The 25,965-nt window shown below is 28.9% G+C and carries 26 protein-coding genes; 24 read left to right on the top strand and 2 right to left on the bottom strand.

The window, feature by feature from the left end; all coding sequences use genetic code 11:
- Positions 1–26 precede the first annotated feature (26 nt).
- The 21 genes from L2Z92_RS17065 to L2Z92_RS16965 all read left to right on the top strand — a co-directional run bounded on the left by L2Z92_RS17065 (position 27) and on the right by L2Z92_RS16965 (position 23,223).
- Entirely contained in the window at positions 27–2,054 is a 2,028-nt protein-coding gene (locus tag L2Z92_RS17065) for a hypothetical protein (RefSeq protein ID WP_236455773.1), read from the top strand.
- A 137-nt stretch (positions 2,055–2,191) separates the two neighbouring features.
- On the top strand, positions 2,192–2,623 hold the full coding sequence (locus tag L2Z92_RS17060; protein ID WP_236455772.1) for a thioredoxin family protein: 432 nt from the start codon (positions 2,192–2,194) through the stop codon (positions 2,621–2,623).
- Entirely contained in the window at positions 2,623–3,606 is a 984-nt protein-coding gene (locus tag L2Z92_RS17055) for an FAD:protein FMN transferase (protein ID WP_236455771.1), read from the top strand. Before L2Z92_RS17060 ends, L2Z92_RS17055 begins: the two co-directional genes overlap by 1 nt.
- Position 3,607: 1 nt before the next feature.
- Positions 3,608–3,817 (top strand): DUF4266 domain-containing protein, encoded by a 210-nt coding sequence (locus tag L2Z92_RS17050; RefSeq protein WP_236455770.1) that lies wholly within the window; start codon positions 3,608–3,610, stop codon positions 3,815–3,817.
- 23 nt (positions 3,818–3,840) lie between these two features.
- Entirely contained in the window at positions 3,841–5,151 is a 1,311-nt protein-coding gene (locus L2Z92_RS17045; RefSeq protein ID WP_236455769.1) for a DUF3570 domain-containing protein, read from the top strand.
- Positions 5,152–5,159: 8 nt separating this feature from the next.
- Complete coding sequence (locus L2Z92_RS17040; RefSeq protein WP_236455766.1) at positions 5,160–5,822, top strand: response regulator transcription factor; 663 nt, start codon at positions 5,160–5,162, stop codon at positions 5,820–5,822.
- Complete coding sequence (locus L2Z92_RS17035) at positions 5,815–7,215, top strand: sensor histidine kinase (RefSeq protein WP_236455765.1); 1,401 nt, start codon at positions 5,815–5,817, stop codon at positions 7,213–7,215. Before L2Z92_RS17040 ends, L2Z92_RS17035 begins: the two co-directional genes overlap by 8 nt.
- Before the next feature lie 70 nt (positions 7,216–7,285).
- Positions 7,286–7,663: a hypothetical protein gene (locus L2Z92_RS17030; RefSeq protein WP_236455763.1), complete on the top strand. Its 378-nt coding sequence runs from the start codon at positions 7,286–7,288 to the stop codon at positions 7,661–7,663.
- Positions 7,664–7,762: 99 nt separating this feature from the next.
- Positions 7,763–12,094 carry a CusA/CzcA family heavy metal efflux RND transporter gene (locus tag L2Z92_RS17025; protein WP_236455760.1) on the top strand — a complete coding sequence of 1,444 codons (4,332 nt, stop codon included), beginning with the start codon at positions 7,763–7,765 and terminating at the stop codon, positions 12,092–12,094.
- A 1-nt stretch (position 12,095) separates the two neighbouring features.
- A complete protein-coding gene (locus tag L2Z92_RS17020) occupies positions 12,096–13,211 on the top strand; it encodes an efflux RND transporter periplasmic adaptor subunit (protein WP_236455758.1) in 1,116 nt (371 codons plus the stop codon).
- Positions 13,212–13,223: 12 nt separating this feature from the next.
- Positions 13,224–13,706, top strand: coding sequence for a hypothetical protein (locus L2Z92_RS17015; protein WP_236455757.1), 483 nt, complete (start codon positions 13,224–13,226; stop codon positions 13,704–13,706).
- A 12-nt stretch (positions 13,707–13,718) separates the two neighbouring features.
- On the top strand, positions 13,719–14,426 hold the full coding sequence (locus L2Z92_RS17010) for a VIT1/CCC1 transporter family protein (RefSeq protein ID WP_236455755.1): 708 nt from the start codon (positions 13,719–13,721) through the stop codon (positions 14,424–14,426).
- Positions 14,427–14,678: 252 nt separating this feature from the next.
- Entirely contained in the window at positions 14,679–15,539 is an 861-nt protein-coding gene (gene hisG, locus L2Z92_RS17005; protein WP_236455753.1) for an ATP phosphoribosyltransferase, read from the top strand.
- A 39-nt stretch (positions 15,540–15,578) separates the two neighbouring features.
- Positions 15,579–16,868, top strand: a complete 1,290-nt coding sequence (gene hisD, locus L2Z92_RS17000; RefSeq protein WP_236455751.1) for a histidinol dehydrogenase — start codon at positions 15,579–15,581, stop codon at positions 16,866–16,868.
- Positions 16,869–17,909 (top strand): histidinol-phosphate transaminase, encoded by a 1,041-nt coding sequence (gene hisC / locus L2Z92_RS16995; RefSeq protein WP_236455749.1) that lies wholly within the window; start codon positions 16,869–16,871, stop codon positions 17,907–17,909.
- Positions 17,902–19,038: a bifunctional histidinol-phosphatase/imidazoleglycerol-phosphate dehydratase HisB gene (gene hisB / locus L2Z92_RS16990; RefSeq protein WP_236455747.1), complete on the top strand. Its 1,137-nt coding sequence runs from the start codon at positions 17,902–17,904 to the stop codon at positions 19,036–19,038. Before hisC ends, hisB begins: the two co-directional genes overlap by 8 nt.
- 89 nt (positions 19,039–19,127) lie before the next feature.
- The gene (gene hisH / locus L2Z92_RS16985) at positions 19,128–19,721 is read left to right on the top strand and encodes an imidazole glycerol phosphate synthase subunit HisH (protein ID WP_236455745.1); all 594 of its coding nucleotides are present in this window, start codon (positions 19,128–19,130) and stop codon (positions 19,719–19,721) included.
- A 12-nt stretch (positions 19,722–19,733) separates the two neighbouring features.
- Positions 19,734–20,459: a 1-(5-phosphoribosyl)-5-[(5-phosphoribosylamino)methylideneamino]imidazole-4-carboxamide isomerase gene (hisA, locus tag L2Z92_RS16980; RefSeq protein WP_236455743.1), complete on the top strand. Its 726-nt coding sequence runs from the start codon at positions 19,734–19,736 to the stop codon at positions 20,457–20,459.
- Positions 20,460–20,558: 99 nt separating this feature from the next.
- Positions 20,559–21,314 carry an imidazole glycerol phosphate synthase subunit HisF gene (hisF, locus tag L2Z92_RS16975; RefSeq protein ID WP_236455741.1) on the top strand — a complete coding sequence of 252 codons (756 nt, stop codon included), beginning with the start codon at positions 20,559–20,561 and terminating at the stop codon, positions 21,312–21,314.
- A 19-nt stretch (positions 21,315–21,333) separates the two neighbouring features.
- Positions 21,334–21,948: a bifunctional phosphoribosyl-AMP cyclohydrolase/phosphoribosyl-ATP diphosphatase HisIE gene (gene hisIE, locus L2Z92_RS16970; RefSeq protein ID WP_262913016.1), complete on the top strand. Its 615-nt coding sequence runs from the start codon at positions 21,334–21,336 to the stop codon at positions 21,946–21,948.
- 75 nt (positions 21,949–22,023) lie between these two features.
- Positions 22,024–23,223, top strand: a complete 1,200-nt coding sequence (locus L2Z92_RS16965) for a T9SS type A sorting domain-containing protein (protein WP_236455737.1) — start codon at positions 22,024–22,026, stop codon at positions 23,221–23,223.
- Positions 23,224–23,284: 61 nt separating this feature from the next.
- On the opposite strand, the gene L2Z92_RS16960 is transcribed toward L2Z92_RS16965, so the two are convergent.
- On the bottom strand, positions 23,285–23,845 hold the full coding sequence (locus tag L2Z92_RS16960) for a GldL-related protein (protein ID WP_236455736.1): 561 nt from the start codon (positions 23,843–23,845) through the stop codon (positions 23,285–23,287).
- A gap of 85 nt (positions 23,846–23,930) precedes the next feature.
- Between L2Z92_RS16960 and L2Z92_RS16955 the strand changes: the two genes are divergently transcribed.
- Both L2Z92_RS16955 and L2Z92_RS16950 read left to right on the top strand, forming a co-directional pair.
- The gene (locus L2Z92_RS16955; RefSeq protein WP_236455735.1) at positions 23,931–24,314 is read left to right on the top strand and encodes a hypothetical protein; all 384 of its coding nucleotides are present in this window, start codon (positions 23,931–23,933) and stop codon (positions 24,312–24,314) included.
- A 10-nt stretch (positions 24,315–24,324) separates the two neighbouring features.
- A complete protein-coding gene (locus L2Z92_RS16950; RefSeq protein WP_236455734.1) occupies positions 24,325–24,990 on the top strand; it encodes a DUF2461 domain-containing protein in 666 nt (221 codons plus the stop codon).
- 24 nt (positions 24,991–25,014) lie between these two features.
- Here L2Z92_RS16950 and L2Z92_RS16945 read toward each other — a convergent pair whose 3' ends face one another.
- Positions 25,015–25,407, bottom strand: coding sequence for a glyoxalase (locus tag L2Z92_RS16945; RefSeq protein ID WP_236455733.1), 393 nt, complete (start codon positions 25,405–25,407; stop codon positions 25,015–25,017).
- Positions 25,408–25,572: 165 nt separating this feature from the next.
- Here L2Z92_RS16945 and L2Z92_RS16940 point away from each other — a divergent pair, with 165 nt between their 5' ends.
- Positions 25,573–25,965: an acyl-CoA thioesterase gene (locus L2Z92_RS16940; protein ID WP_236455732.1), complete on the top strand. Its 393-nt coding sequence runs from the start codon at positions 25,573–25,575 to the stop codon at positions 25,963–25,965.

The raw sequence follows: 25,965 nt of genomic DNA, 5'->3' as shown, positions 1-25,965 counted from the left end.
ACAAAAACTGAAACAAAAATAATTTTATGACAACAAGCACTATTTTACTTCTAATTTTATCAGTATTTATAGCTGCTGGTTTATCATTCTTTCAATATTATTATAAAGCTAAAAATAGATCGAAATTGCATCTGTTTTTAGCTTTTATTCGTTTTTTAACCTTATTTTCTGTTTTAGTCTTACTAATAAACCCCGTTTTTTCTAGAAAGACTTTTGAAATAAAGAAAACACCTTTACCAATTATTGTAGATAATTCAGAATCAATAAAAGAGTTGAATAACTCAAATTTATCAAATGATTTTTATACTAAAATTAGTTCAAATAAAGAGTTAAACGAAAAATTTGATATACAATTATATAGTTTTGATGATGATTTTATAAGTTTAAAAAACATTGATTTTTCTGGAAAACAGACTCATATTGATAATGTAGCTAAAAACCTCAAACAGATTTATAGAAATGAAAACTACCCAATTGTTTTGTTTACAGATGGTAATCAAACTAAAGGAAGTGATTATATCTATAGTTTTCAAGAGAACACAGCGCTTTATCCTATTGTTTTAGGAGATACAACCACCGTTTTTGACTTAAAAATAAATCAAATTAACGTTAATAAATATGCTTTTTTAAAGAATAAATTTCCAGTGGAAGTATTTCTTCAATATAATGGAAATGATGCTGTAACTTCAACTTTTTCAATTCAGAATGGAAATCAAATTGTTCATAAGCAAAATATTACATTTTCATCAAAGGAAAAAGTAAAATCAATTCAGGTACTATTAGACGCGTCAAGTATTGGAATTCAAAAATACAAAGCTTCTATTATTTCATCAAAACCTGAAAAAAATAAAATAAATAATTATAAAAACTTTGCAGTTGAAGTTATTGATCAAAGAACTGAAATCGCATTAATTTCAGATATTAATCATCCCGATTTAGGAGCAATTAAAAGAAGTATTGAAATTAATGAACAACGTAAAGTAACTATTATTAAACCTTTAGAAATTAAAGATTTAAAAGAGTATAGTTTTCTAATATTTTATCAACCAAACACCTCTTTTAAATCAGTTTTTGAATTAAATAAAATTGCACAATTAAACACTTTTATTATTACTGGAACAAATACAGATTTTCTTTTTCTGAATAGAAATCAGTCCGATTTCACTTTTAGAATGTCGAGTCAAAAAGAAAGTTATTTTGCAAAATATGATTCTGGATTTAATTTATTTTCTCAAGATAATATTGGTTTTGATAATTTTTCGCCATTAGAAAATTCATTTGGAACAATTACTTCTAAAACAGCATCAGTGAATTTATTAGATGCTACTATTAGAAATATACAAACGGGTAATCCTTTATTGAGTTTTTCTGAAACTGGAAAGCAAAGGAAAGCATATTTATTTGGAGAAAACATTTGGAAATGGAGAATGGAAACACATCTAAAGAAAAAATCTTTTAATGATTTTGATTTATTTATGGATAAGACAATTCAATACTTGGCTTCAAATTCATCCAAGAAATCATTAACAGTCGATTATCAAAGCTTTTATAATGCTGGTGAAACTATTGAAATTACCGCCCAATACTTCAATAAAAATTATGAATTGGATGAAAATGCGCAGTTAACAATACAATTGACTAATTCGGGTACTAAAAAAACAAAACTGTATAATTTCTTAAAATCAAGTTTGGATTATAAAGTTCAATTTGATGATTTAGATAAAGGTAATTATCAATTTACTGTTAAAGAAAAAGAGTCAAAAACCTCTTTTTCGGGTAGTTTTGAAGTTCTTGAATTTGATTTTGAAAAGCAATTTGTTAATCCTGATAAAACTAGATTAGAGCAGTTAGCTGCAAATACCTCAGGAAAAGTATACTATTTAGATCAATTAGAAGCATTAATCACATCTTTAAATCAAAATACAAAATACCTTCCAGTACAAAAAGAAGTTATCAAAAAATCCCCTTTAATAGATTGGAATTGGTTACTCATTTTAATCTGTTTATTACTCTCAATTGAATGGTTTACAAGGAAATATAACGGAATGTTATAATCTTTTAGCAACGTTTTTGTTTTTAAGTCTTAAATTATTATTAAATTAGTTGTGCTTTCTTAAGTTTTACTTAATTTAAAATAGTATTGTATTTATTACTACAAAAAAATCTTTAATTTGTATTAAAATTAATTGTTATGAAAAAGATTCTCATCATTCTGTTTATTTTATTTGCCAATATAAGCTTCTCACAAGATTGGAAATATGATTTTGAACAAGCTAAAAAAGTAGCTGTTGCAGAAGGAAAGGATATACTAATGGTTTTTTCAGGATCCGATTGGTGTGCTCCTTGCATTCGTTTAGATAAAAATATTTGGCAGTCGGAAGCATTCATTAAAGAATCATCTGAAAAATGGATTTTAGTCAAAGTAAACTTTCCAAGAAAAAAATCTAATCAATTATCAGATAATCAAACAGCTCACAATAGAGCCTTAGCAGAAAAGTATAATAATGAAGGAAGTTTTCCTTTAGTTGTTTTATTAAATTCAGAAGGAACTATTTTTGGAAAAATGGGATTTAAAAATGTTTCTCCAGATGAGTATATTAAGATGATTTATGCTTTAAAATAATGAAAAAACTAAGCTTTTTTGTTTTATTTTGGGTAGTAACTACTATTTCTTTCGGACAAGTTATACACAAAAGTAAAGCATCTTTATTAGGTAGTCCTTTTGAAATTACTGTAATTGCAAAAGATTCCATTGAAGGGAAACAGTTTTGTGATATAGCTATAGATGAAGTAAAAAGAATTGAAAACCAAATATCGGATTGGATTCCTACTTCTCAAATATCAAAGGTAAATCAAAATGCAGGTATTCAACCAATAAAAGTGGAAGTGGAAGTTTTTGATTTAGTAGAAAGAGCAATTAAGATTTCGCAATTAACTAAGGGTGCTTTTGATATTAGTTATGCATCTATGGATAAAATTTGGAAATTTGATGGAAGCATGAAAGAAATGCCAACTCAAGAGGCTATTAAAAAATCTGTAGTAAGAGTAGGTTATCAAAAAATAATTCTAGACGCTAAATTGAAAACAATTTTCCTTAAAGAGAAAGGGATGAAATTGGGATTAGGAGGCATAGGTCAAGGTTATATTGCAGATAGAATAAAAGAATTACTTAAAAGTAAAGGTTGTACAGCTGGAATAGTAAATGTATCGGGAGATATTAATACTTGGGGACATCAAATAGATGGAAAACCTTGGACAGTAGCAATTGTTAATCCTTTGAATAAGAATAAAGTATTTGCTACATTTCCGCTTATAGATAGTGCAGTGGAGACCTCAGGAAATTATGAGAAGTATGTCACTTTCAACGGGAAGCGATATTCACATATTATAGATCCTAGAACTGGTTATCCAGCCTCTGGTATTATTAGTATTTCTGTTTTTGCAAAACAAACTGAGATTGCAGATGCTATAGCTACAGGTGTTTTTGTATTAGGAGTAGAGGTTGGTTTAGACCTTGTGAATCAGATAAATGGAATTGAATGTATTATTATTGATGATGAAGGAACAATTCATCATTCAAAAAACATAGACCTTAAATCAGAATAAAATGAGAAAAATAATTTTAGTAATAGCAATCCTTTCTTTAGGATATTCATGCAATAGTGTCAAAGAATATGACAAACAGTATATTAATGATCCTGATATGAAACTAACGGCAAAATCGTCTGAAAGGTTTGAAACCAATTTTCAAGTATATCGTGAGGCTGCTGCAGGAGCGAATGGTGGAAAAACAGGTGGTGGTTGTGGTTGTAACTAATTTTCAAGTCTAAATTGTATTAAATGAAATATATAACAGTATTATTACTCGGATTCGGTTTGTTCTCCTATAGTCAAGAAAAAGACTCTACAAATGTGACATATAAAAAGCGAGTATTAGAAAATATAGAAGTTGATTTTTTAGCGAGTTACTATAAACAAGATGGTATTCATTCTGCTGTTTCTGGAGGAAAAGGAATGGAAGATTTAACAGATATTACTCCAACAATCGTTGTTGCAGTACCTTTAAATGATGATGCAGTTTTAACCATTGATGCCGGTATTTCTGCTTATTCTTCTGCTTCATCAGGAAATATTAATCCTTTCGATAGTAATACACCTAGTCCTTGGCAAGCTTCTTCTGGTGCTTCAGCTTCAGATGCTTTAACAAGTTTAGTAACAAATTACAGTCATAGTTCAGATGATAGGAATACCGTTTGGAACGCACATTTATCTGGTTCAGTAGAGTATGATTATTCATCTATTGGCTTTGGTGGTGGAATAACTAAATTATTCAATGATAAGAACTCTGAAATTAATTTATCTGCAAACGTATATTTAGACACTTGGAGTCCAATTTACCCTAAAGAATTGCAAGATTTCGCTTCTTATGGTAATACAAATGGAGGTATATTTAATAATTTCACTATAACTGGAAACACAGCTTATAATCCAAATAAGTTTTCTTTTCATGAGAATAAAAACAGAAATTCTTACGCAGTTTCTTTAAGTTTTTCTCAGGTAGCAACAAAAAAGATGCAATTTTCTTTGTTTTTAGATGTACTACAACAACAAGGATTATTATCAACTCCTTATCAAAGAATTTATTTTGCAGATGTTGCCGATTCGTTTATTAACGAATTTCAATTAGCAGATGATATTGAACGCTTACCAGATAGTCGTTTTAAAGTACCTGTAGGTGCTAGATTGAATTATTATGTTAATGAACGTCTAGTAATTCGTTCTTATTATCGTTATTATTGGGATAACTGGGATATTTCTTCTCATACAATGAATATTGAATTACCCATTAAATTGTCTGATAAGTTTACTGTTTTTCCAATGTATCGTTATTATACACAACAGAAATCTAAATATTTTGCACCATACGAGCAACATCTTTCTACTGAAAAATATTATACTTCCGATTATGATTTATCTACTTTTAATGCTAATCAATATGGTGTTGGTATTGGATACACCGATATTTTTATGGATAGAAAAATTTGGAAATTTGGATTAAAAAATATCGATTTTAGGTACAATCATTATAAAAGGAGCGATGGTTTATTCGCTAATATTGTGTCTTTTGGAATTAAATTTGTTCAACAATAAATATAGCAATGCATATTTTAATCATAGAAGATGAAAAAGGGATTATTAATTTTCTAAAACAAGGTTTAGAGGAAGAAGGTTACGTGATTTCTTATGCGACAAATGGAGAAGAAGGGTTAGAAAAAGCATTGAAAACACCTGTAGATTTAATTCTTTTAGATTGGATGATACCAAAAATGAGCGGATTAGACGTTTGCAAAGCCATTCGAGTAGAAAATAAAACAATTCCAATATTATTCTTAACTGCAAAAGACACTCTTCAAGAAACTATTGAGGGTTTAAAAGCAGGTGCAAATGATTATATAAAAAAGCCATTTAGTTTTGAGGAACTTTTAGAACGAATTAAGATACATTTTAGAACAAAAAATGAAGCTACCATTCTTACATTAGGAAATATAAGTTTAAACCTTAGTACTTATCAGGTGTTTATTGATCAAAATGAAATTATATTAACACAAAGAGAGTTTGAACTTTTGCAATATTTAATTAAAAATAAAGGTACTGTTTGTACTAGAAATAAAATTATTGAAGACGTTTGGGACATTCATTTTGAATATGATACAGGTGTAATTGACGTATTTATTAATGCTATTCGAAAGAAATTAAACTTAACTAAAGAACAAGAATTAATAAAAACTATTAGAGGAGTAGGCTATATTGCAAATGACTAATTTTTTCTCATTTTCGTTCAAAAATAGAATTGCATTTAATTATATTATTAGTAGTTCAATTCTTATTGCTCTTGTTTTTGTATGCATCCATTTTATTGTTAAATTTAGTGTGAACCAACATATTAATGCTGGTATTCAAGAAGAATTAAATAAGCATTTAGATGATGTTTCAACAGATGAAAATGATACCTATTTAATTCAGGTAGATCAATGGAGAGCTAGAGAACATAATTCAATAAAAGTAAATCCTGTTTTTGTAGAATTCTATGACGATAATAAACAACTGATTGATAAATCACCAAATCTTAATGATTCTAATCTTGAATTATTTCCAAATACTTGTAATAACAAATTTGTCAATGCTTCATTAAATGATGTACCACTTCGACAGATTCAAACAACAATTATAAATAAAGGAAAAATTGTTGGCTATGTTGTGGTTGCCATGTCTTTAGAAGATTTTGAAATAGTAGCTATTCTAACAAATACTTTACTTATATCTTTTCCTATAATTTTAATTATATTGTTTCTCATTGCTCGATTTTTTGCAGGAAGAAGTATCAAACCCGTTCAAACAATTATAGAAACTTCAAGTAAGATTACTAAGGACAATCTGCAAACCAGAATTCCTTTACCAAATAATCAGGATGAATTGTATATACTTTCTGAAAATATTAATCACCTGTTGGATAGAATTGAAAATACGATTGAAAGAGAAAAACAATTTACTTCTGATGCATCTCATGAATTAAGGACACCTTTAGCTGTTATGAAAGGAACAATGGAGGTTTTAATTCGCAAACCAAGAACACAAGAAGAATATCAGTCTAAAATAAGCTTTTGTATTGCCGAAGTTGATCGCTTGAATCATATGGTCGATCAATTGCTCCTTTTAGCTCGTTTTGAAAATCAAAAACAAAATATAAAAAAGGAATCTATTTATTTAAACGCTATTATTTTAGATGGTTTAACTCGATTTTCTGATAAAATTGAAAGCAAAAAACTTAGTATCAAAACTAACTTTAGTGAAGATTATTATTTGATGTCAGATAACTATTTAGTATATATCATCATTAGTAATTTAATTTCTAACGCTATTAAGTATACAAATTGCAATGGAGAAGTTTCTATTTCATTAGTTACCAAGAATAATGCTATTGATTTTTATATAAAAGACAATGGTGTGGGTATTTCAAACGAGGATTTGAATAAAATATTTGGCTCTTTTTATCGTTCAGATGTTTCTAATCATCCAGAAATAAAAGGAACAGGTTTAGGATTGTCCATTGTGAAAAGATTATGTGATTTACTAAAAATTGAAATTATATTAAATAGTACTTTAAATATTGGAACAGAAGTAAAATTAATTTTCCCTTTAGGAAATCCTAAGTAGAACTTAAGTTTCATTCTATTTTTAAACTGTAAATTTGTAATAGAATTAATTAAGTTACTAATTTTACAAAATGAATAAAGCAGTTGCCTTTTTTTTAATAATAGTATTTATGTGTGCCAACACATCAATAGGGCAATTATTGAAAGTTCCTAACTTAATTGACCATTATAATGAACATAAAAGCAAAGTAGCAAACCAATCTGTTTCTTTCACCGACTTCATTAAAGATCATTATTTAAAAAAAACTGAAAATAATAAAAAAGAACATCAAGATTTACCATTTAAAACCTTTGAAAATTCAGTTAATACATTGTTTACATTTCCAATTTTAAGTTTTCAGCTTTTAATGGAAATAATTTTTTTTGATGTAAATAAAATCTTCTTTTACAAAAATTCATTCAAGTCAAATTTATTTGCTTCTATTTGGCTTCCTCCTAAAATAGGCTAACATAATACTCTATAGAAATTTAAACTAATTTCTATAATTATTTTGTATTCATCTTATTTACAGATGAATACTATTTATTAATTTTTCAATTTTAATAAAATGTTAGAAAAAATAATTGCTTTCAGTCTTAAAAATAAATTCATTGTTATTTTATTTACATTAGGCATTCTTGGATTTGGATTGTATTCGCTTACCCAAATCTCTATTGGTGCTGTGCCAGATGTAACCAATAACCAAGTGCAAGTTATCACAACTTCACAAAATCTTTCAACTCAAGATATAGAACAATATATTACGTATCCTGTTGAATTAGAAATGGCAAACTTACCAGGAGTAGAAGAAATTCGCTCTATTTCAAAATTCGGATTATCCGTTGTAACTATTGTCTTTAATGACGAAATAGGAACGTATTTACCAAGACAATTAATTGCTGAAAAAATAAAATCAGCTTCTGAAAAAATTCCTGCTGGTTTTGGAACTCCACAAATGGGGCCAATCACAACAGGTTTAGGTGAAATTTATCAATACACTTTAGAGGTAAAACCCGAATATAAAGATGAATATTCTGTTACTGATTTAAGAACCTTGCAAGATTGGGTTGTTAAACGTCAATTATCTGGAATAAAAGGTGTTGTAGAAATCAATACTTGGGGGGGCTATTTAAAACAATATGAAATAGCTGTTGTTCCATCTGCTTTAAAGTCCATGAACATTACAATAAGTGATGTTTTAACAGCTTTAGAAAAAAACAACAGTATAGCAGGTGGTGCTTACATCGAAAAAACCAATCAAAGTTATTTCATTCGTGGAGAAGGAAAAGTAAAATCCATTGAAGACATTAATAACATTGTGATTAAAACTTCAAATGGAAATCCAATTTTAGTTAAAAATGTCGCTAATGTAAAATATGGTGCAGCCAATCGTTTTGGAGCTATAACAGGAAACGGTGAAGGTGAAAAAGTTTTAGGGCAAGTCATGATGCTAAAAGGAGGAAACTCCAAACAAGTCATTGATGATGTTAAAGCAAGAGTTTTAGAAATAGAAAAAACATTACCAAAAGGAGTTTACATAAACGGATTTTTAGAACGAAGTGAACTAGTAGGAAAAACCACTTTTACGGTAGCAGAGAACCTTATTTTAGGTTGTTTGATTGTAATTTTTGTAGTGGTTTTATTATTAGGAAATTGGCGTTCAGGTTTAGTAGTAGCTTCTGTGATTCCCTTATGTTTATTATTTGCCATTTCCTTTATGAATATTTTCGGAATTGATGCCAATTTAATGAGTTTAGGGGCTATTGATTTTGGAATAATAATCGATGGAGCCGTCATTATAGTCGAGTTTATTGCCTTCCAAATTGCTCATAAATCCAAGCATTTAGTTGGATTGTCAAAAGAAGACAGACAAATTCAAATTGATGAAATCACTTATAAAAGTGCTTCAAAAATGATGAATTCAGCAGTTTTTGGTCAACTAATCATCTTAATTGTATTCATTCCTATTTTATCACTTTCTGGAGTGGAAGGAAAAATGTTTAAACCTATGGCAATGACGTTTAGTTTTGCTTTAGTTGGAGCTATGTTATTCTGTTTTACTTATGTTCCAGTAATTTCATCTTTATTTTTAAAACCAAAAGAAGAGAACCCAAACTCACTTTCCAATAGATTGATTAACAAATTGAATTCTTGGTATTTACCTTCCATAAATTGGGCTTTAAATAACACTAAAAAAGTTTTGTACGGAGCATTAGGACTTTTGGTCATGGCAGTACTTTTATTTACAACCATGGGTGGAGAATTTATTCCAACTTTAGATGAAGGAGATTTTGTAATTCAACCCGTTTTAAAAACAGGAACGTCTCTAACTAAGACTATTGAAACTACTACAAAAATCGAACAAATTATTCTGAAAAACTTTCCCGAAGTAGAACAAGTAGTTAGTAGGATAGGAGCAGCTGAAGTGCCAACCGATCCAATGAGTATGGAAGAAAGTGACGTAATTGTCAAATTAAACCCAAAATCAGAATGGGTTTCAGCGGATACCAAAGATGGATTAGCGGATAAAATTAAAGAAGCGATAGAAAAAAAGATTCCAAACATGGAAATCGAATTCACACAACCTATTGAGATGCGTTTTAACGAATTAATTTCAGGAACACGTTCAGATGTTGCTGTAAAAGTTTTTGGAGACGATTTAGATATTTTAGCTCGAAAAGCGGATGAAATTGCCAAAGCGATTAAAAATGTAGAAGGAGCTTCAGATATTATAATCGAAAAAACAGAAGGTTTACCTCAAATGGCTGTCAAATACAACCGCTCAAAAATAGCCCAATACGGAATGAACATTGCCGATTTAAATGATGTTTTATCACTAGCTTTCTCAGGAAAAATAGTGGGAACTGTATTTGAAGGTGAAAAACGTTTCGATATGGTCATTCGTTCGGACAAAAGCAATCGTACTGATATTCAAGATATTCAAAATTTATATGTTTCTACTCCAAATGGAAATCAAATTCCAATGCAAGAATTAGCTACAATTGAATACACAACTGGACCAGCAAAAATTTCAAGAGATAATACTAACAGAAGAATTGTAGTTGGAATTAACGTTAGAAATAGAGATTTACAAAGTGTTGTAGATGATATTCAGAAAATTGTGAATACAAAAATTAAATTACCAACAGGTTATAGAGTAACTTATGGTGGACAATTTGAAAACTTACAAAGTGCAAAAGACCGATTAATGATTGCTGTTCCTATTGCTTTAGCTTTGATTTTTATCTTATTATACTTTGCTTTTGGATCAATTAAAGAAGCGTTGATGGTGTATTCAGCGATTCCATTATCTGCTGTTGGAGGAATTTTATTCTTATGGATTCGTGATTTACCATTCAGTATTTCAGCTGGTGTAGGATTTATTGCTCTTTTCGGAATAGCCGTTTTAAATGGAATTGTATTAATCGAACATTTTAAAGAACTAAAACACCAAGGTATGAAAGATATCAACGAATTAATTTTGAAAGGAACAACTGATAGATTAAGACCTGTTTTACTAACAGCAAGTGCAGCTGCATTAGGGTTCTTACCAATGGCAATTTCTTCTTCAGCTGGAGCAGAAGTGCAAAGACCATTAGCAACCGTTGTAATTGGTGGATTATTCACAGCAACATTATTAACGATGTTAGTTTTACCAATTCTTTATAAAATTTTAGATACCAAAGAATTTAAAAAACCAAAATTTAAAAAACACCATACAGGAACTTATATTATTGCTTTTTTCTTTTTTACAAGTTTTGGATTTGCACAGAATAATACTGCTGAACTAGATAGTTTAATTGCAAAAGGTATTGCAAACAATAAAAACATTAAAGCTTTACAATTGCAAGTAGATAAAGCTGAAATTTCTATTAAGTCAGCCTATTCTTTTGATAAAACAATGGTTTATTACAGTTATGACCAAAATAATTTAGCTATAAATAACGAACCTTTAAAAGTGTTTGGAATTCAACAAACATTTGCTTTTCCAACCGTTTATGGTGCTCATAAAAAAGTTTTGACCGCTGAATTTGAAAAAGAAAAATCAAGATTAGCACTTCAAAAAAATCAGTTAGCCAATGAAATTTCTGTAAAATACAACCAAATTGTTTATGTGCAGCACAAACAAAAATTGTATCAGTACTTAGATAGTTTATATCAAAATTTCTCAAAAGCAAGTGATAGAAGATTTGAATTAGGAGAAAGTAATTATCTAGAAAAAATCACAGCTCAAGCTAAATTTCGTCAAATAAATACCCAATTAATTCAGTTAGAAAAAGAAAAGACTGGATTATATGAAATGTTGCAAGTTTTGGTTCAATCAGAGGAAAAAATCAGTATAAGTTCAACTGAATTAGAACAAAAAAATAGTTTAAGTTATACTAACAATAAAGAACTTTATAATTCATATTATCAGAATATTACAGATATTTATAAAAAACAAATTAGTTTTCAAAAACAACAAGCTTTACCTGATATTCATTTGCAATATTTTCAAGGAAAGAACACAGGATTATCTTCTTCATTATATGGTTTTCAAGTTGGAATTGGCATTCCGTTATTCTACAATAGTTCAAAAAATAAAGTAGCAAAATTAGAATTACAAAGTTGGGAAACTCAAAAAGAAAGTGAAATGCTGAAAATCGAAGCTCATTTAAAACAAAAAAACCAGGAGTTAGACCAGTATAAAGAATGCATCAATTATTATGATCAATATGGTAAAAAGCTTTCAGAAGAAATTCTAAAAGTAGCCAACATGAGTTATAAACATGGAGAAATTGACTTTTTTCAATACATTTTAAGTCTAGATAATGCTACATCAATCCAAATTGATTATTTGGATGCTTTATTACAATACAATTTAACACAATTGCAATTACAATATATAACAATACAATAAGATGAGAAAATTAACTTATATTATAGCTTTAACTTTGATTTTAACTTCTTGTAAAAACAATACTGAGGAAGTTATTGAAACCGTAGATGAGGGTTTAATCACTGTAACTAAAGAACAATTTCAATCTTTAAAATTAGAAATTGGAACACCAAAAGAGCAAGATTTTAATGTAGGAATTAAAGCTACAGGAAAAATCGATGTTCCACCAGAAAACAGAGCGAAAATAACATCATTCGTTGGAGGTTATGTAAAAACAACGCACTTGTTAATTGGTGATAAAGTAAAAAAAGGGCAAGCTTTAGTTACGCTTGAGAACACTGAATTTATTGATATTCAGAAAGATTATTTAGAAGTAGCTGAACAAATTAGTTATTTAAAATCAGAATACGATAGACAAAAAACCTTGTATGATGAAAAAATTACTTCTCAAAAAAACTATCTAAAAGCTGAAAGTGAGTACAAAAGAGCTAACGCAATGTATCAGAGTTTAAAAAAGAAATTAGAATTATTAAACATTTCTCTTGCTCAAGTTTTAAAAGGAAATCTAACATCAACGATTACACTTTTTGCACCTATTGCTGGTGATATTACAGTTATGAATGCTAATGTTGGGGTGTTCATGTCTCCTTCAGATGTCATTTTAGAGATTGTTGATACAGAACATTTACATATAGAATTAGCTGTTTTTGAAAAAGATATTTTAGCTGTCAAAATTGGACAAAATATTGATTTTACTGTTCCTCAAGCTTCTAAAGAAGTTTTTAAAGCAGAAGTTGTATTAGTTGGTAAATCTATTGAAGGAAATGACAGAACCATAATGATTCACGGGCATTTAGATAAATCGATAAAACAAAGATTGCTAACTGGAATGTTTGTAGAAGCAACTATTTTAACAGATTCTAAAAAAGGTTTTGCAATTCCTAGTGATGCTTTAATTACAGAAGTTGATAAAAATTACGTACTTTTATTGAAATCTACTACTAAAGAGAATTATATTTTTGAAAAAGTAGCTGTTATAATTGGAGAAAAATCAATATCAGAAGTAGAAATAATTGTTAATAAAAGAATAACTAAAGAATCTAAAATCTTAACTAAAGGGGTTTTTGACATATACTAAACAAATAAAATTATGAACGACGCACATTTACACATGGTAGTAAACCATTTTCCAATTATCGGAGTGATTTTTGGATTAGGAATTTTAATTACAGGAATAGTCTTAAAAAATGATACAATAAAGAATGTGTCCTATATACTTTTTGTAATCACCTCTCTGTTTGCTGCAGCAAGTATGTACACAGGTGAAGGAGCAGAAGAGATAGTAGAAGATCTTCCAACTGTTGGTCATAAAATTATTCACGAACATGAAGAAATGGCTGAAAAGTTGGCAATAGTTTTATATATTTTAGGAGCATTCTCGCTAGTAGGCTTCTATTTGAATTTTAAGAAACATGCCAAAGCAAATCTAGTTTCTTACCTTGTACTTATTGTTGCTTTAATCGCAGTATTTTTAGGACAACAAACAGGCACAACAGGTGGAGAAATTCGTCATACAGAAATTAGAGATAGTAGTTCACCAATAGAGGAATTGAATTCTGATGAGGATCATTAAATTTGTACAATTATGGAAAACGAATTAGATAACTATTTAGATAATCATTTTATCCACAAAAGCAATTGGTTGAGAGCTGCTGTTTTAGGTGCAAATGATGGAATATTATCTACTTCTAGTTTAGCAATTGGTATTGCAGCAGCTAGCGATTTGAGAGAACCAATAATTTTAGCAACACTAGCAGGATTAGTAGCAGGAGCTTTATCTATGGCCGCTGGTGAATATGTTTCGGTGAGTTCACAAACAGACGTAGAAAAAGCAGATATTGAAAGAGAAAAAATTGAATTAGTTGAAATGCCAGAAATGGAGTTACAACGTTTAACTGAAATATACGAACAAAGAGGCTTGAAAAAAGAAACGGCGTTGCAAGTTGCCAAAGAATTAACAGCTCATGATGCTTTAGGAGCTCATGTCAGAGACGAATTAGGAATCAACGAAATAAGTCAAGCTAATCCCTTACAAGCTGCTTTAGCTTCGGGTGCTGCGTTTACCGTTGGTGGAGCATTACCTTTTTTAGTAACTTTATTTTTACCAATTAAAACTATGGAATTTTGGCTCTATGGTTCAGCAATTTTATTTTTAGCAATTTTAGGTGCATTGGCTGCAAAAACAGGTGGTTCAAGTATTTTTAAAGCAATTTTAAGAGTCACTTTTTGGGGAACAATTGCAATGGTTTTAACTGCTCTAGTAGGACACTTTTTCGGAGTTCAATTAGCTTAAACAAAATATAAATTTTATAAAAGACTTGTTTTTAACAAATTAATGTTATTATATTTGCAGTGTTATTAAAACAAAAAGAAAAAATGTTTACAAATCAATTACATCATCATCATCATTTAAACCAAGCTCAAGCTAGGCAATGATGATTTTGTAATACACCAAAATAATTATAAACCCGTTTGAGTATATCAAACGGGTTTTTTCTTTCTTAGAAATCTGTAATTGTTATACTCAAACTTATTTAAACAACCAATGAGTAGTATCTTAAAAATTGCAATTCAAAAATCAGGAAGACTTTACGAAGAAAGTATCCAACTATTAAAAGATTCAGGTATTTCTATTTACAATGGAAATGACCAATTAAAAGTAACAGCTTCTAATTTTCCTCTAGAAGTTTATTTCCTTAGAAATTCAGATATTCCACAGTATCTTATTGATGGAGTAGTAGATGTTGCTATTTTAGGTGATAATTTACTTTACGAAAAAGGTAAAAATATTACTGTTGCTGAGCGTTTGGGTTTTTCAAAATGTAAAGTTTCTGTAGCTGTTCCAAAAACATTTAATTTTACATCACTTCAAGATTTAAACGGATTAAGAATTGCAACTTCCTATCCTAACACTGTTAATAACTACTTTGGTTCGAAGGGAATTGAAGTCGATATTCACCAAATTTCTGGCTCAGTAGAAATTGCTCCAAACATCGGACTTTCAGATGCTATTGTGGATATTGTTTCTAGTGGAAGTACTTTATTTAAAAATGGATTAAAAGAAGTAGAAGTAATTCTAAAAAGTGAAGCAGTACTTGGAGTTTCACCAGAAATTTCAGAAGAAGCAAAAACTTTATTAAACAAACTTCAGTTTAGAATGCAAGCAGTTTTGCGTTCTAGAAAATCAAAATATATCTTAATGAATGTACCAAACGATAAGATTGATGAGATTAGTGCCATTTTACCTGTATTAAAAAGTCCAACAGTTATGCCTTTAAGTGAAGAAGGATGGAGTAGTGTTCATTCTGTAATTGAAGAAGATACTTTTTGGGAGGTCATCGATCAATTAAAAGAAGCTGGAGCAGAAGGAATTCTGGTTTGCCCAATTGAAAAAATGGTTTTATAGAGGAAAAGAGAACATAGAGAACAGAATAAAGTCAACAATATGAATAAAATATATAATCCACAACCCGAAAACTGGTCCGAAATTTTAAAACGACCAACACAAAGTTTCAATGATATTGAAGAAACTGTGAAAGGAATTTTTAAAGAAATTCAACAAAAAGGAGATCAAGCTGTAATAAAATACACTTCATTATTTGACGGAATTACATTAGATAATTTCACTGTGACTAATGAAGAAATTCAAACTGCAACTACTTTAGTTTCGGATGAATTAAAAGAAGCTATTGCAATTGCTAAAGACAATATTTTTAAGTTTCACAACGCACAACAGACTTCTAAGATTGAAATAGAAACTACAGAAGGAGTACAATGTTGGCAAGAAAAAAGACCTATTTCTAAGGTAGGTTTATACATACCTGGTGGTTCTGCACCATTATTTTCAACGGTTTTAATGTTAGCTATTCCAGCAAAAATAGCAGGTTGTAATGATATTATTTTATGCACACCTCCAAATAAAGAAGGTAAAATTAATCCTGCTATTTTATATGCTGCACAATTGTGTGGTGTGACTAAAATTTATAAAACTGGAGGTATTCAAGCCATTGGAGCTATGACTTATGGTACAGCATCGATTGATAAAGTCTATAAAATATTCGGACCGGGTAATCAATTTGTAACAGTTGCAAAACAATTTGCGTCTCAACAAGGAGTTGCAATCGATATGCCAGCTGGACCAAGTGAATTACTTGTTTTTGCAGACGAAACAGCTAATCCAAGCTTTGTGGCTTCCGATTTATTGAGTCAAGCTGAACATGGAAAAGACAGCCAAGTTATTTTAGTTACAACTTCAAAAAACATATTGAATGATGTTGAAACAGAAATTTATAAGCAATTAGAAAAGCTTCCTCGTAAAGAGATTGCACAAGTTGCGATTTCAAATTCTAATTTAATTTTTGTTGATAACGATACTTTAGCGCTAGATTTAATTAACGAATATGGGCCAGAACACTTCATTATTTGTGCTAAAAACGAGAACTATTTTGTAGAAAAAATAGAAAATGCGGGTTCTGTATTTATAGGGAATTATACACCTGAAAGTGCTGGAGATTACGCTTCTGGAACCAATCATACTTTACCAACTAATGGTTATTCTAAAAGTTATAGCGGTGTAAATTTAGATAGTTTTCAAAAAGCAATGACTTTCCAAAAAATTTCTAAAAAAGGAATTCAAAACATAGGTAAAAGTATCGAAATAATGGCAGAAGCAGAAGGTTTACAAGCACATAAAAATGCAGTAACATTGCGATTAAATGAATTAAATAAAGCATAAATGAATTTAGATAATTTAATACGCGAAAATGTTAAGAAAATGAGTCCTTATTCTTCGGCTAGAGATGAATTTAAAGAACTTACTGGTGACATGATTTTTTTAGACGCTAACGAAAATCCTTATAATACAGGTTTAAATCGTTATCCAGATCCACATCAAAGAGATTTGAAATTGGTTCTATCTAAAATGAAAAACATAGCAACAAATAATATCTTAGTAGGAAACGGTAGTGATGAAGTTTTAGATTTATTGTTTAGAGCTTTCTGCGAACCTAATATCGATAATGTAATTACTTTACCACCAACCTATGGAATGTATGGTGTTTTAGCCAATTTGAATGCTATCGAAAATAAAAAAATAATTTTAAACGATGATTTTCAGCCTAATGTTAGTTCGATTTTAAATAGAGCGAATGAAAATACCAAAATAATTTTTCTTTGTTCACCCAATAATCCAACTGGAAATTCATTTTCAAGTGAGAGTATTTTAGAAATTCTCACTAACTTTAGTGGATTAGTTGTTATTGATGAAGCCTATATTGATTTCTCAGAAAAAGAAAGTTGGTTAAAAAGATTGGAAGAATTTCCTAATTTAGTTATTGTGCAAACACTATCTAAAGCTTATGGAATGGCAGGATTACGATTAGGATTATTATATGCGTCTAAGAAAATTATAAGCATCTTAGAAAAAATAAAACCACCTTATAATGTCAATGTTGTTTCTCAAAATTTAGCAATAGAAAAATTAGAAACTAATGAATATACAAAAGACATTGAGTACTTGAAAATTGAAAGAGAAAAAGTAATGACTGCTTTAGTTTGTTGTAAAGTTGTAACAGAAATTTTCCCTTCTGAAACTAATTTTATTCTTTTTAGAGTAGACAATGCAGCTTTTCAATACAAACAATTTCTAGAGAATGGAATAGTAGTTAGAAATCGTTCTAATGATTCTTTATGTAGAAGTTGTTTAAGAATTACAATTGGAACAAAAGAAGAAAACGAAAAAGTAATTGAATTGCTTAAAAATTTAAAAAATGTCTAAAAAAGTATTATTTATCGATAGAGATGGAACTATGATTAAAGAAACCGTTGATGAACAAATTGACGCGTTTGAAAAAATGATATTCTACCCAAAATGCATTCCTTATTTAAGTAAAATTGCTAAAGAATTAGATTTTGAATTAGTAATGATTACCAATCAAGATGGTCTTGGAACTGCTGTTTTTCCAGAAGAAACATTTTGGCCTGTTCATAATTTTATCATGAAAACCTATGAAAATGAAGGTGTTATTTTTGATAATGTGTTTTTAGACAGAACTTTTCCACATGAAAATGCAAACACGAGAAAACCAGGAACAGGATTATTAACACACTATTTCTCTGAAGAATATGATTTAGCAAATTCATTTGTAATTGGTGACCGATTAACGGATGTAGAATTAGCAAAAAACTTAGGCTCAAAAGCTATTTTTATTAATGATAATACAAATCTAGGAACAAGTGAAATTTCAGTTAAAAGAGAAGAATTAGATTCGGTTATAGTCTTAGAAAGTAATGATTGGCAAAAAATTTACGAATATTTAAAGTTAGAAGAAAGAACTGCTTCAATTATTCGTAAAACGAATGAAACTGATATTGCAATTACACTAAATCTTGATGGAACTGGAAAAAGTAATATTAGCACAGGTCTAGCCTTTTTTGATCATATGTTAGATCAAATTGCACGTCATGGTCAAATGGATTTGGATATTCAAATGAAAGGTGATTTAGAAGTTGATGAACACCATACTATTGAAGACACTGCAATTGCATTGGGTGAAGTTTTTGCTAAAGCTCTGGGTAATAAATTAGGAATTGAGCGCTATGGTTTTTGCTTACCAATGGACGATTGTTTAGCGCAAGTAGCTATTGATTTTGGAGGAAGAAATTGGATGGTTTGGGAAGCTGAATTTAAACGTGAAAAAATAGGAGAGATGCCTACCGAAATGTTTTTCCACTTTTTTAAATCTTTTACCGATGGTGCTAAAGCCAATTTAAATGTAAAAGCAGAAGGAACAAACGAACACCACAAAATTGAAGCTATTTTCAAAGCTTTTGCAAAAGCAATTAAAGTAGCAGTAAAACGTGATACAGAGAAGATGATTTTACCTTCAACAAAAGGAATGCTTTAAATAAGTTTGAAAGTCATAAAGTCAAAAGGAGAATAACTTTACGAAAATAGACTTTAAGACATTCGACTTTAAACTTTAAGACTATATATATGAAAATAGCCATAATAGATTACGGTGCAGGAAACATACAAAGCATACTCTTTGCTATAAAAAGAATTGGTTTTGAAGCAATAGTGACAAACGATTGGAACACCATTAAATCTGCAGATAAAGTTATATTTCCAGGAGTTGGAGAAGCGAGTAGTGCTATGGAAAAATTGATTGAATCAGGTATCGATGTATTAATACCAACCTTAAAACAACCTGTTTTAGGAATTTGTTTAGGAATGCAGTTAATGTGTAATTCATCTGAAGAAGGCAACACCAAAGGTTTAGGTATTTTTGATGTAGATATTATCAAATTCACAACGAATGTTAAAGTGCCACAAATGGGATGGAATACAATTTATAACTTAGAATCCAATCTTTTTAATGGAATAAAGGAAAATGAATATATGTACTTGGTACATAGTTATTATGCTCCAAGATGCAAAAACGCAATTGCTTATACTAATTATGATTTAAAGTATGCTTCAGCATTACAAAAAGATAATTTTTACGGTGTACAATTTCATCCGGAAAAAAGTGGAATTCACGGAGAACAAATTTTAAAGAACTTTTTAGAACTACCAACTAATAGCTAATTACTCAAAAAAATGAGAATAATACCCGCAATAGACATCATCGATGGTAAATGTGTCCGTTTATCTAAAGGTGATTACGATACAAAGAAAATATACAATGAAAATCCGCTTGAAGTAGCAAAATCCTTTGAAGCACATGGTATTCAATACCTACATTTAGTAGACTTAGACGGAGCAAAATCGAGTAAAATAATAAACCATAAAATTTTAGAACAAATTGCTACAAAAACTAGTTTAAAAATTGATTTTGGTGGTGGTTTAAAGTCCAACGATGATTTAAGAATCGCTTTTGAATGTGGTGCAAATCAAATAACTGGAGGAAGTATTGCCGTAAAAAATCCTGAATTATTTAAAAATTGGATTACTCAATTTGGAACAGAAAAAATCATACTTGGAGCAGATGCAAACAATAGAAAAATAGCTATTTCAGGTTGGTTAGAAGAGAGTAAAGAAGAAGTGATTCCATTCATACAAAACTATCAAAATGAAGGGATATCGTATGTTATTTGTACCGATATTGCTAAAGACGGTATGCTTGAAGGGCCGAGTTTTGAATTATATCAAGATATTTTAAATCAATGTCCCAATGTAAAACTAATCGCTTCAGGTGGCATTTCTACTTTTGATGAATTACCTAAATTAGCCGAATTAGGCTGTGAAGGAACCATTATCGGAAAAGCCATTTATGAAGGTAGAATTACATTAAAACAATTAGAAGAATATATTTTAAATAAATAGATCATTTCGCAAAGTCACGTAAAATAATCACAAAGATTCTTTAAGAATTTTGTGTATTCTCTGAGAAAACTTTGTGAATCTCTGTGTAATAATTAAAAGATGCTTACAAAACGAATAATACCTTGTTTAGATATAAAAAACGGACGCACCGTTAAAGGTGTCAATTTTATTGATTTAAAAGATGCTGGTGACCCTGTAGAGTTGGCAAAAAAATATTCTGAAACAGGAGCAGACGAGCTTGTTTTCTTAGATATTTCAGCCACAGAAGAACGTAGAAAAACTTTAGTCGAATTAGTTCGAAAAGTAGCACAAACCATCAATATTCCGTTTACAGTTGGTGGCGGAATTTCTTCTGTAGAAGATGTCGCTATTTTATTAAAAAATGGAGCTGATAAAGTTTCAATCAATTCATCGGCAGTTCAAAATCCAGATTTAATTAATCAGCTGAGTTCAAAATTTGGTAGTCAATGCATTGTAGTGGCAATTGATGCCAAACTAATTGATGGTAATTGGATGGTTCACTTAGTTGGAGGAAAAGTTGCAACTCAATTAAATTTATTTGAATGGGCAAAAGAAGTAGCGCAACGTGGTGCTGGAGAAATTTTATTTACTTCAATGGATAATGACGGTACAAAAAACGGATTTGCTAATGAAGCGTTAGCTCAATTATCAAAATTAGTTAATATTCCAATTATTGCTTCTGGCGGAGCAGGGAATAAACAACATTTTGCAGATGCATTTATAAACGGAAAAGCAGATGCAGCACTTGCAGCTAGTGTTTTTCACTTTCAAGAAATTAAAATACCAGATTTAAAGACTTATTTAGTTGAAAAGGGAATTTCAATTAGAATTTAAACATTTCAACGATTCAACAATTAAACAAGAACAAATGAAAATAGACTTTACAAAAAACGAAAACGGATTAATTCCAGCCATTATACAAGACAATCAAACCAAAAATGTATTAATGCTTGGCTATATGAATCAAGAAGCGATTGATAAAACTTTAGAAATTAATAAAGTAACATTTTTCAGTCGATCTAAGAATCGATTATGGACAAAAGGAGAAGAAAGTGGTAATTTTTTAGAATTAGTCTCCATTAAAAATGATTGCGATAATGATACTCTTTTATTACAAGTAAAACCTGTTGGACCAACATGTCACACGGGTTCCGATACTTGTTGGCAAGAAGTAAATAAACAAGATTTCGGATTCATTTCAAAACTAGAAAACACAATAAAAGAACGCAAAGAAAATGCAGATTCTGAGACAAGTTATGTAGCCAGTTTGTTTGCTAAAGGAATGAATAAAATAGCTCAAAAAGTAGGAGAAGAAGCTGTAGAAGTTGTTATAGAGGCTAAAGATACTAATGATTATTTATTTTTGTCTGAAAGTGCCGACTTATTGTTCCATTATTTGATTTTATTACAAGCAAAAGGCTATCAATTGAATGATGTAGTAAATGTTTTAAAAAGTAGGGAGAAATAAAATAATTGAAAGAAATTAATGACATAAAATAAAATATGTTATTTTTGCATTTTTAAAATACATAAATAACAAGCCATGAAAAAAACATTACTTTTTGCATTAACAATTATTGCATTCTCCTTAAATGCACAAACCACATTCACTTATACAGGAATAGGTAATTGGACAGATCAAGCTAATTGGAGCCCTAGTTACCCTGGAACAACTTTAGGAGCAACAGATGAGATCATTATTACTGTTGGTTCAGAGGTAAAGGTCTCTGAATATACTATAAATGGAAAGTTAATCAATAGAGGTAAATTAATCAATAGTTTTTTAGTAGTAATTAATGGAGAACTTAGTAATGAAGGAGAAATCGAGAGTAATTCTACATTTACAAATAATGGAACAGTCACTAATACAGGTACATTTTTAAGTAGATCTTTTTTTAGAAATTATAGTCTTTTTTCAAATCAAAATATATTTAATAGTTACTCTTTTTTTAATAATTATGCGACATTTAATAATGAAGCAAATTTTACAAGTATTTCTTTTGCAACAAATGAAGGAACACTAAATAATACAGGTATTTTTACAATATATTCTAACTTTTTTAATAATGCAATTCTATATAATGATGGAACTATTATAAATAGCTCGATTCTTTCAGGAAATAATACGTCACATAGCAATAATTTTAATTTAACGGCTAATTTAAGTCCAGCTGTGAGTCATAATTTAAAAATAGGTACTTACGTTTTTGATGCTGATTTATTTTTTGAAAATAACGCAAAATTAAATATTGATATAAATAGTACCGAAAATGATTTAGTAACTGTTTCTGATGCAGCAACATTGAATGGTCAATTAAATGTAACGCTTTTGGATGGCTTTGATCCAATAATTGGTTCAGAATTTACTGTTTTAACAGCAAGTAATATTACTGATACGTTTACTACTTTAAATTTTCCTGATTTAGGATATGATAAAGAGTTTGTGGTTATTTATAATGCTACTTCAGTTGTGCTGAAAGTTGTTGACAGTAGTACTTTAGGAGCGGAAGAATTTTTAACGGAAAATTTAAAATTAACAATCTATCCAAATCCAGCAATAGATAATATAATCGTTAAAGGTATAACACAATCAGAAAAAGTAACTATTTATTCAATTTTAGGAATTCAAGTAAAACAAACTACTATTAATCAAACAAATAATAGTATCGATATTAGTAATTTGAATAAAGGAACCTATATTTTATCAATAGGAAACAAACATCAAAAATTCATAAAACACTAATTGAATTTTAAGATAATTAAAAAACGCTCTATTTTTATTAAAAGTAGAGCGTTTTTTAAATTTATTTATCTTGATTTTTCTCAATTAGATAATCATCTATTTTCTTATCAATTTCAATAGAATTAGGATTTTCATTTTTCTCAATCATTAATTCTGCATATTTCGGATCATCGTGATATTGAAAACGTATTAAACTTCGATTAGAGACAAGCAATAAAAGTAAAGTAATGACAAAAATTGTTCCTGTTCTGATTAGTAAATTTTTAAAATAGAATTTATCCGTTTCATTTCTTTTATTCTTAAGTAATAAAGCTACAATAAATAATATTAAACTAGATACAAACCCAATTATTAGCATAGATTTTGAGCCAGGCCAAAACATTAGTTTAAATAGAATTCCAACTAAGGAAACGGATAAAAACCAACCAAAAATGAATGATATTCCTATATTCTCCTTAAGCCTTTTTTTGTCTTCATTAAAAATGTAAAACCCCAATGGGAAATATAATAATACTAAAAATAATACGGATAGAATCATTAAAACACTTCCTCCTGGCCAATGTAATAATTTAAAAATTAGAGATAGTATAAAGGTTAAGCAAATAATTTTTTCAATTTTCATTTTTTTTTGTAAACATAATTAATTTTAAACTTTGTATCTTTAAAAAAAATACATTTTTAACATAAAAAAATACATTTTGCTCATTATGAGATATTTATTAGTACTCTTTATTATTTTATTAAGTTGTGGTAGAAAAGAAGAGAAGTTTGATACTTTTAATGAAACAGAATTAGATAGAGTTTTAGATACATTAACTATAAAAATTAACGATTCTCTTACTGTTAATAGTAAAGTTACATGGAAAGAAAAAGTTATGTATAAATATGTTATTTTCAAGAAATATAATAATGTAAGTTATAATCAAATTGATACAGAAAAGAAAAACACGACTTATCTATTTAAGTATCAGATAATCAATAGTAATTCTGAAACAAAAGAAGTACTAAATAATGTTTATTTAGATAGTATTACACATTATGTTTATGAAAAGCGTGATTCTGATGATAGATTAACCAAAATGAATTATTAATTTTAATAAAATGATTACACAAAAAACTTTTGATTTTCTTAATCAACTAAAAGAGAATAATGATAGAGATTGGTTTGCAGAAAATAAAAAACAGTTTGATAAATTACAGAAAGAGGCTAAAAACTTTTTTAATAAGATAGGAGAGGACTTAGCTAAAGTTGATGGTATTGAAAAAGTTCAAATTTTCAGAATTTATAGAGATGTTCGTTTCTCTAAAAATAAATTACCTTATAAAATAAACTTTAGTGCTGGTTTTGTTAGAAATAAGCCTACTTTAAGAGGTGGTTATTATCTTCATATAGAAAATAATGCAAGTTTTGTTGGCGGTGGTTTTTGGGAGCCAAATTCAGAAGATTTATTACGCATTAGAAAGGAACTTGAGCTTGATGCATCAGATATGAGAGCAATAATTCAAGAGAGTAATTTTAAAAAATTCTTTGGTTCACTTCAAGGAGATGAACTAAAGACTTCACCTAGAGATTTTGATAAAAATCATCCAGATATTGATCTTATACGTAAAAAACAGTATTTAGTAACACGAAGTTTTACAAATAAAGAAGTTTTATCTTCCAATTTTAATGAAGAAATATTAAAAACTTTTGATGCAATGCGACCGTTCTTCAATTATATGACAGACGTATTAACAACAGATTTAAATGGAGAAAGTATTATTTAACATCTTGCTTTGAGCTATAAATAATTATTGTTCAAATATTTGAATCTGACTTTTAATTCGCTCAATCAATAAGCCCATTATTCGTTTATTCAAGTTTGATGAATTCTGAATGTATTCTTTATATTCAGAAATAGTAAACATTCCAATAACGATTCCTTTCAGTAAATTTCTAAATTTAATATCACGTTGAATCGCATTTTCAACATAATTTATTTTTTTCTCAGGAGAAAGACTAAATAAAACATTCTTTTGTTTTATGGCATAGTTTCTAAATACTTCAATAATCAAATCATTTTGAAGTTTAAGAATTGGGCGTAATGTTTTATTTTGGAAAACTTCTTCAGTACTTGAATTTTGGGTAATAACGCCTAACGATCCACCTCTTGCTTCTAATATCAATTCTTCTTTTGTTTTCATCTTTTAAGTAGTAGTTTGTTATTTATAAATTTACTAAAATTGGCTTTAAATTAAGATTGACGAATGTTAATTTATTAATAATATTTGTACATTATATACTCGCTTAAGTTCTAAAAATCGGACTATTTTAATTATTTTTGTATCATATTATAAAAATTAAAGAGAATGAATTTTAATACTAGAAAATGGGTAAAACCTGAAGATTTGAATCCAAATGACTCGTTATTTGGAGGGAAACTATTAGCTTGGATAGATGAAGAAGCTGCATTATATACAATAATTCAACTTGAAAACCCTAGAGTGGTTACAAAGCACATGACTGAGATTAACTTTATGAGTTCTGCGAAACAAGGAGACATCATAGAGCTTGGAATTGAAGTTGTTAAATTTGGTAAAACTTCTTTAGTTTTAAAATGTGAAGCAAGAAATAAAATGACAAGAGAAATAATACTTACTGTAGATTCTATTACAATGGTTAATTTAGATGAAAATGGAAAACCAAAACTTCATGGAAAAACAAAAATTGAATATGTAAAAGATCGTTTCAATGATAAATAA

Source organism: Flavobacterium jumunjinense, assembly GCF_021650975.2.
GTDB lineage: Bacteria > Bacteroidota > Bacteroidia > Flavobacteriales > Flavobacteriaceae > Flavobacterium > Flavobacterium jumunjinense.
The sequence above is the reverse complement of the archived record's forward strand: the minus strand, read 5'-3'. Positions and strand labels throughout refer to the sequence as shown.

Bases quoted from the DNA above. Each gene is read 5' to 3' on its own strand.
- L2Z92_RS17040 (WP_236455766.1), top strand. From the start codon at position 5,160: ATGCATATTTTAATCATAGAAGATGAAAAAGGGATTATTAATTTTCTA.
- hisF (WP_236455741.1), top strand. From the start codon at position 20,559: ATGCTTACAAAACGAATAATACCTTGTTTAGATATAAAAAACGGACGC.
- hisC (WP_236455749.1), top strand. From the start codon at position 16,869: ATGAATTTAGATAATTTAATACGCGAAAATGTTAAGAAAATGAGTCCT.
- L2Z92_RS17060 (WP_236455772.1), top strand. From the start codon at position 2,192: ATGAAAAAGATTCTCATCATTCTGTTTATTTTATTTGCCAATATAAGC.
- L2Z92_RS17015 (WP_236455757.1), top strand. From the start codon at position 13,224: ATGAACGACGCACATTTACACATGGTAGTAAACCATTTTCCAATTATC.
- L2Z92_RS16940 (WP_236455732.1), top strand. From the start codon at position 25,573: ATGAATTTTAATACTAGAAAATGGGTAAAACCTGAAGATTTGAATCCA.
- hisH (WP_236455745.1), top strand. From the start codon at position 19,128: ATGAAAATAGCCATAATAGATTACGGTGCAGGAAACATACAAAGCATA.
- L2Z92_RS17050 (WP_236455770.1), top strand. From the start codon at position 3,608: ATGAGAAAAATAATTTTAGTAATAGCAATCCTTTCTTTAGGATATTCA.
- L2Z92_RS16955 (WP_236455735.1), top strand. From the start codon at position 23,931: ATGAGATATTTATTAGTACTCTTTATTATTTTATTAAGTTGTGGTAGA.
- L2Z92_RS17055 (WP_236455771.1), top strand. From the start codon at position 2,623: ATGAAAAAACTAAGCTTTTTTGTTTTATTTTGGGTAGTAACTACTATT.
- L2Z92_RS17020 (WP_236455758.1), top strand. From the start codon at position 12,096: ATGAGAAAATTAACTTATATTATAGCTTTAACTTTGATTTTAACTTCT.
- hisG (WP_236455753.1), top strand. From the start codon at position 14,679: ATGAGTAGTATCTTAAAAATTGCAATTCAAAAATCAGGAAGACTTTAC.
- hisD (WP_236455751.1), top strand. From the start codon at position 15,579: ATGAATAAAATATATAATCCACAACCCGAAAACTGGTCCGAAATTTTA.
- L2Z92_RS17025 (WP_236455760.1), top strand. From the start codon at position 7,763: ATGTTAGAAAAAATAATTGCTTTCAGTCTTAAAAATAAATTCATTGTT.
- L2Z92_RS17035 (WP_236455765.1), top strand. From the start codon at position 5,815: ATGACTAATTTTTTCTCATTTTCGTTCAAAAATAGAATTGCATTTAAT.
- L2Z92_RS16945 (WP_236455733.1), bottom strand. From the start codon at position 25,407: ATGAAAACAAAAGAAGAATTGATATTAGAAGCAAGAGGTGGATCGTTA.
- L2Z92_RS17030 (WP_236455763.1), top strand. From the start codon at position 7,286: ATGAATAAAGCAGTTGCCTTTTTTTTAATAATAGTATTTATGTGTGCC.
- L2Z92_RS17045 (WP_236455769.1), top strand. From the start codon at position 3,841: ATGAAATATATAACAGTATTATTACTCGGATTCGGTTTGTTCTCCTAT.
- L2Z92_RS16960 (WP_236455736.1), bottom strand. From the start codon at position 23,845: ATGAAAATTGAAAAAATTATTTGCTTAACCTTTATACTATCTCTAATT.
- L2Z92_RS17010 (WP_236455755.1), top strand. From the start codon at position 13,719: ATGGAAAACGAATTAGATAACTATTTAGATAATCATTTTATCCACAAA.
- L2Z92_RS17065 (WP_236455773.1), top strand. From the start codon at position 27: ATGACAACAAGCACTATTTTACTTCTAATTTTATCAGTATTTATAGCT.
- hisA (WP_236455743.1), top strand. From the start codon at position 19,734: ATGAGAATAATACCCGCAATAGACATCATCGATGGTAAATGTGTCCGT.
- L2Z92_RS16965 (WP_236455737.1), top strand. From the start codon at position 22,024: ATGAAAAAAACATTACTTTTTGCATTAACAATTATTGCATTCTCCTTA.
- L2Z92_RS16950 (WP_236455734.1), top strand. From the start codon at position 24,325: ATGATTACACAAAAAACTTTTGATTTTCTTAATCAACTAAAAGAGAAT.
- hisB (WP_236455747.1), top strand. From the start codon at position 17,902: ATGTCTAAAAAAGTATTATTTATCGATAGAGATGGAACTATGATTAAA.